General features: G+C 40.3%; 7 protein-coding genes and 1 pseudogene. 3 read left to right on the forward strand and 5 right to left on the reverse strand.

The window, feature by feature from the left end:
* The 3 genes from L654_RS0112190 to L654_RS0112200 all read left to right on the forward strand — a co-directional run.
* A partial coding sequence (locus L654_RS0112190; protein ID WP_024608147.1) for a GGDEF domain-containing phosphodiesterase occupies positions 1-1427 on the forward strand: 1427 nt, incomplete at its 5' end.
* A 22-nt stretch (positions 1428-1449) separates the two neighbouring features.
* Positions 1450-2259 carry a DUF2797 domain-containing protein gene (locus L654_RS0112195; protein WP_010553372.1) on the forward strand — a complete coding sequence of 270 codons (810 nt, stop codon included), beginning with the start codon at positions 1450-1452 and terminating at the stop codon, positions 2257-2259.
* 6 nt (positions 2260-2265) lie between these two features.
* Positions 2266-2559: a hypothetical protein gene (locus tag L654_RS0112200; RefSeq protein WP_024590605.1), complete on the forward strand. Its 294-nt coding sequence runs from the start codon at positions 2266-2268 to the stop codon at positions 2557-2559.
* Positions 2560-2572: 13 nt separating this feature from the next.
* On the opposite strand, the gene L654_RS0112205 is transcribed toward L654_RS0112200, so the two are convergent.
* From L654_RS0112205 to L654_RS0112225, 5 genes and pseudogenes are all read right to left on the reverse strand, one after another.
* The gene (locus L654_RS0112205; RefSeq protein ID WP_024590604.1) at positions 2573-3490 is read right to left on the reverse strand and encodes a histone deacetylase family protein; all 918 of its coding nucleotides are present in this window, start codon (positions 3488-3490) and stop codon (positions 2573-2575) included.
* A gap of 122 nt (positions 3491-3612) precedes the next feature.
* Positions 3613-5154 (reverse strand): serine hydrolase, encoded by a 1542-nt coding sequence (locus L654_RS0112210; RefSeq protein ID WP_024590603.1) that lies wholly within the window; start codon positions 5152-5154, stop codon positions 3613-3615.
* Between the two features lie 15 nt (positions 5155-5169).
* Entirely contained in the window at positions 5170-5664 is a 495-nt protein-coding gene (locus tag L654_RS0112215) for a gamma-glutamylcyclotransferase family protein (RefSeq protein ID WP_007586500.1), read from the reverse strand.
* A 26-nt stretch (positions 5665-5690) separates the two neighbouring features.
* Entirely contained in the window at positions 5691-6329 is a 639-nt protein-coding gene (locus L654_RS0112220) for a LysE family transporter (protein ID WP_007586498.1), read from the reverse strand.
* 11 nt (positions 6330-6340) lie between these two features.
* Positions 6341-6640 (reverse strand): annotated as a pseudogene (locus tag L654_RS0112225) (hypothetical protein); the annotation flags it as partial.

Consider the following 6640-nt stretch of genomic DNA (forward strand, 5'->3'; position numbering starts at 1 on the left):
CCCGCCATGCCTTTTTAATGGCTATTTTGTGCGAAGTTATTTTAATGGCAATGGCGTTAGCTGACCGAGTAAGGTATCAGCGCGAACGTGCGCTTTACCATGCCACGCACACACAACAAACAAAGTTACTTAATAGCTCCAAGCTAAAACAAGCATTTATGGCGCTACAAAGCCAAAACCGCTCAACAACTTTATGTTTAATAAAAATACGTCACTTTAATTCGCTCAATACTATTATTACCTCTTCTCAGGGCTACACACTTATAAAGCATGTAGCCAAAGAGCTTGAATTAGAACTCAGCCATGAACGCGAATTTACAAACCTCGAAACAGATTTAAACACCAGCCCACGCTTAGCCGATTTAAGCAGTGGCGTATTTGCCTGTATTTCTACTAAAACACAAAACCAAGAAATGCTAGAAGCACTACTGACTAAAATAATTAGCAGCCTACCAAAACAATATGAAATTAAAGGGCTAAACCTGCAGCTTAGTTACAGTATAGGTATTAGTAGTGCAGGTAAGAGTAACGACTTTGAATATTGGTTAAAGCGTGGTTATTTAGCGCTTAAAAAAGCAAAAGGTAGCGTTAATCAAGTTGGGTCATCGTCAAACGGTAATAATCTAATGATGGACGTTGCTCTAGCCGCTAAGCTGCAACAAGCCATCAAAACAAATCAACTGGCACTTTATTACCAACCTCAAATAAACTTATTAAGTAACCACGTAAGTGGTGCTGAAGCTTTATTACGTTGGCCCGACCCAGCTTACAGCAACTTATCAATTGAAGAACTAATAATACTTGCTGAGCACACAGGCATTATTAACGAGCTAACACTGTGGGTAATAGAGCAAGCCTGTAAAGACATAGTCAAGCTTACAAAAAATGGCTATAACGAGCACACAATTAGCGTAAATTTAAGCGCTAAAAACTTAACTATAAATAACTTAGCCGAAAAAGTAGAAAATATTTTAATTAAATACCAAGTGCCGGCACAGTTACTTAAATTTGAACTAACCGAATCGGCCTTCGTAGATAGCCAGGATGCACTTATAAAGTTAGTTGATGAGCTAACCGCATTAGGTATTAAAGTAGTACTGGATGACTTTGGGACAGGCTATGCGTCACTTAGCTACTTAGTCAATTATCACTTTAGTGAACTTAAAATAGATAAGTCATTTGTTTTTGATTTACCTAATAACCCTACTCACCAGGTTATTGTACAAACAGCCATTGATATGGCGCATAACCTCAATTTATCAATAACAATTGAGGGGGTAGAAACCCAAGAAATCCATCACTTGCTCAAAGATATGAATGGTGATTGCGCCCAAGGTTATTTATACGCAAAAGCACTGCCTTACACCGACTATTTACACTTCTTAAAAAGCCAATATAGCTTAAAAATGTTAGACTCCTCTTTTTAACATCTTTAGGGGCCAAGTAAAGATGCAAGGCACACTGCGTAAATTAAAATCGAGCTTAACCGAACCAGTACAATATCACTTACCTGTAGGTGAACACCTAGTAGACTTAAATGCATTTATAGGTAAGGAGCTTACGCTTACCTTTAGTGGCACTATTTTATGTTCTAACTGCGGTAAAAAAACCAAAAAAAGCTATTCTCAAGGTCACTGTTTTGTATGCATGCGCAAGCTCGCTAGTTGCGATATGTGTATTATGAAACCAGAAACCTGCCACTACGATCAAGGTACTTGCCGAGAGCCACAGTGGGGCGAAGAAAACTGCATGATTCCGCACTATGTATATCTCGCTAACACCTCTGGCTTAAAAGTAGGTATTACCCGCCACACACAAATACCGACTCGTTGGGTTGATCAAGGCGCTACTCAGGCATTACCTATTTTTAAAGTGCAAACCCGCCTGCAATCAGGTTTAGTGGAAGTTGCATTGGCTGAATTTATTGCCGATAAAACGAATTGGCGCAATATGCTAAAAGGTCAAAACGAAGCAATTGACTTAAAAGCAGCTGCAGCCGAGCTGATCCCACAAATTAGTGAAAAGCTAAACGAGCTCAGTGAATTATTTGGCGCAACAGCAATAGAACAACTTGATGAAGATGTGGTTGATTTAAACTTTCCAGTAACCGAATACCCAACAAAAATCAGCTCATTTAACTTTGATAAAGACCCTGTTGTAAGTGGTGTTTTACAAGGTATTAAAGGCCAGTACTTAATTTTTGAAAAAGGCGTTATTAATATTCGTAAATTTACGTCTTATGAAGTAACCGTAGGCTAACGGGCTATGTTAAACAGCTACCCACAGTTATTGGTTATTTATAATGAGCTTGAGATAGCCCATAACCAACAAGAGCAACAAGAGTGCTTACACAGCGTTATGCAAAGTGAACTAAGCGATGTGCGAGTACTTAATAAGCAAGGTGACTACCTTAATTTACAAGGCACTGCTTGCCCTGAATTGAATGGCGAGCAACTAGCACAGCTTGTTACAGCTTACTTATTAAATGAAGGACAATGCTGCCTTGGTAAAATCAAAACCCTAAGCACAGCGCAGGCGTTTAATTTATTAGGGCTATAAACACTCTCTTTATTTAAACCTCAGTAAGCACTTTTATATGCGCTACAGCACTGCGACCTAAAGCTGATAGCGCATAGCCACCTTCTAAATACGAAATAACACCTTTGCAGCCGCCCTCTTTAGCAACACCACATAGTTGCTCGGTAAGCCAAATGTAGTCATCCTCTACAAACTTTAAGCTCGCCATATCATCTTCTAGGTGTGCATCAAACCCTGCGCTTATAAAAAGTAATTCAGGCTTAAACGCTTTTAATTTTGGTAACCATTGCCCAGTAAACACCTCTTTTAGGTCGTCGCCATTACTAGCAATTGGCAGAGGTGAATTAACTATATGACTATTATTTTTAACCGCTGTATTAGGATAAAACGGATACTGAAATAACGAACAAAGCAGTACGTTTTCGTCATCAATAAAAATGTCTTGTGTGCCATTCCCATGGTGTACATCAAAGTCAGCAATCGCAATCCGCTTAATCCCTTTGCTTTGTGCGTACTTAACGGCAATAGCTAAGTTATTAAACACACAAAACCCAGATGATGAATCTTTATTAGCATGATGCCCTGGCGGGCGCACAGAACAAAAAGCAGCATCGAGTTTATCAGCAAGTATTTCGTCAACAGCTAACAATCCGGCACCTACTGCCCGCTCAATCGCTTTAAACGAATCGGGGCACAGCCACGTATCGCCATCTAAATTAGCGAGCCCTTCTGTTGGTAGTGTAGTTTCTACGTGCTTAACTAAAGCTTCATCGTGAGCAAGTAAATAATGCTCACGCTCGGCCTTAGGTGCTTGCAGGTGTGTTAAGCCAACATCTACACCGCTGGCTAATAATCTGTCGGTAATTGCATCTAAGCGCTCTGGGCACTCAGGATGGTCGTCTATCATTTTATGTTTACGGCAATGAGGGTGTGAAATAACTGCAGTACGCATAAAATGCTCCTAGCCAAAGTAAATTGAATGCTTAATATAACAAAGCCACCGACGGGTGGCTTTGCGACTTTGGTTTATATTGATACTTTAAATATCGATACCTTGAATATCAATATTATTAGCTATTTTGCTTTTAAATGCAGGTTTCTAAAATCAAAGCTAAAGTCGGTAACTTGTGTTGATACTGCACGCATTTTAGCGCTGTTTACACGATTTTGTGAGCTCATTTCAAAACGAATAAACGCATCCGCTTCAAGCAGCTTTTCATCCCACTTAACTATAAATGTATTACCAGTGTAATGCTCAAGTGTGCCTTTTAAGCGCTTAGTATGCGTAAAATCAATATGCAATTTACTATCAAGTTGTTCAATAATTACATCGCCATACCAATCATCGTGTAATGTACCGGTGTAATTAATGTTTGGTAATTGTGGTTGGTAGTCAGCGGGGGCTTCTGGTTTTGCATTAGCGTACGCCTGTTGTTTACCTTCAAAATGACTTTTAGCTAAATCCTCTACCCAGTCTTTATCTTCAAGCTCAAGCGCATCTTCAAGTACTTCATGGGTTACTGCCGAAAGTGCACCGAAAGCTTGTTGATTAGATAAAATAACAATACCAAGTTTTTTCTCAGGCAATAAAGTAACTTGCGATACCATTCCTAAAATACCACCGCCATGACCTAGCTTTTTAAAGCCGTGGTAGTCTTCAATGCTCCAACCTAATCCATAACCTCTAAACTGCTGATGATACGATTCAAACGCACTTTTAGACGCCATAGACGTAATATGTGGGTGCCACATTTGCGCTTGTTGCTTTTCGCTAAACAGCTGCTCGCCACTTGGCATTTTACCGCCTGCTAATTGCGTACGAAGCCATTGGCTCATGTCGTTTACACTTGAAGCAATGGCACCTGCGCCTCTAAAATCTTCTAGGTAATTCACAAAAAATGGATGAAGCGTGCCATCCATAGGAATATGACCTGTCGCCCAGTTTTTATTACTTTTTGGAATACGTGAAAAGCCTGCGCGTGAGTTGTCCATGTGTAGCGGTTGTAATATATTTTTTTCGATGTAATCGTTCCAGCTCATCCCCGACACACGTGCAACCACTTCACCAGCGGTAACAAACATCAGGTTGTTATAAGCGTACTTACTACGAAAACTGCTCGCTGGTTTTAAATACTGTAATCCCGCTAAAATTTCATCAACTGACTTGTCGGTACTTGGCCAAATCATTAAATCGCCTTGCCCAAGCCCTAGCCCACTGCGGTGACTTAATAAATCACGAATACGCATTTCGCGTGTTACGTATGAGTCGTATAATCTAAACTCTGGTAAATGATCAATTACGCGGTCATCCCAGCTTAACTTCCCCTCATCAACCAACTTGGCAAGCGCTGCTGTTGTAAACGCTTTCGTGTTTGAAGCAATACCAAACAAGGTGTCTTTGTTTACTTTTTTGCTGGTATCGAGATTAGTTACACCAAAGCCTTTAGCAAATATCACTTTATCGTTTTCAACAATGGCGACTGCCATGCCGGGTACGTCAAAACGCGCCATTGAGGCTTTAATAACGTCGTCAATTTTGTTGGTATCAACTTGTGCCCAGCTGCTAAACGTAGTGCCTGCTAGTAGTGCAATTGCGGCAAGTTTGGTTAATTTCATATCAATCCTATTTTATTATTTTTGATGAACTGCAAATTCAATTGCTGCGCGCTCTTGATTGGTATCGCTTTTTTGTGCGCGATTTAATATCGCATCACTGTATTCTTTTGGTACGCCCGCTTCAAGTGATCCGCGATGAACGTGTTTTATGTACCAATCGTATGGGAGTACATCGCTGTCATGGGTATTAGCTATATAACAATGTGCAGTTACAGTCTCACCCGTTAGAAGCGTTGGGGCTATATCTACGCAGTCGTAACCTACGCCCTCAATACCATCTAAAATAACTTTTTCATCTTCATTAAGCTCATAAATAACGCCGTAAACCAGCGCGCCTTCTTTATCGCTTGGGCAAATACTACATTTGCCAGAGCCATCTTTAAATAGCATATCAAAAGTTAGCTCGTAACCTTTAAGTACCGCTGTTCCTACACGCTTTACATTAGGTAAGCGCGCTAACAAACGATTAGATGACATATTAGAGCCAAACGAAAAATTATATAACGGCATTTTATCTCCTGTACTTTTTAAATAAGTTAAATAACAACACGTACTGCAAGGGCAATTAAAATAACGCCAATTCCACGGTCAAACCAATAACCGCGTTGTTGGAAAAAACCCCTTACATTATTTCTAGAAAGTATTATTGAAAGCATTGAAAACCACGCCCAAGTAGCCAATGCCATGTACACACCGTAACCGACCTGTACGCTAGTCGGTGTTGTTGGGCTAATCACGAGTGTAAATAACGACATAAAAAATAACGTGGCTTTTGGGTTTAATGCATTTGTGAAAAAACCACGCCTAAAAGCAAGCCAAACGGATTCTTCTTGGACGGTTTTGTTTTCAACATCTTTTGCAGCCTCGCCTTCATTACTTGCTGGAGGTTTTGCAGCTCTGAGTGCTTGTACGCCTAAATAAGCTAAATATGCACCGGCAAGATACTTAAGCGCCATAAATAAACTAGGCGATTGCGTTAAAATAAGCGCAACACCTAAAACGCAATAGGCAACGTGCAGTAAAATAGCAGCGCCAACACCGGCGCTTGTCCACAATGCATTGCGCCTACCTTGCTGCACGCTTTGCTTAAGTACTACGGCAAAGTCAGGCCCGGGGCTTGCTACTGCAAAAAAATGAGCAATAACAATCAGTAAAAATTCATCTAAGTATTCCACGCAGGTCCTTGCTAGTTTGGCGAATAAGCTAATAACAGCGGGTTAGCCGAGTTATTTACCAATGCTTTAATTTCTTTTTGTGCTTTTTTAAACTGACCACGTAAATGCGGCTTTAAATGTTTTTTAGACACTTTATCGTTTTTAAAGTAACTAATCAGAGCATGCATAAATACCGTATGTGTTTCACTTAACTTAGCTTCACGGTTAGCGTATGGATTATAACAAGAGCCACAACCGCCTTTAAACTGATACACCGTGTTGCTCATCATCACACCAAATCCTAAAAAACAGGCAAGTGCATCGGCAGCTTG

Origin of the sequence: Pseudoalteromonas sp. TAB23 (assembly GCF_000498075.1) — a bacterium.
GTDB classification, from domain to species: Bacteria; Pseudomonadota; Gammaproteobacteria; order Enterobacterales; family Alteromonadaceae; genus Pseudoalteromonas; species Pseudoalteromonas arctica.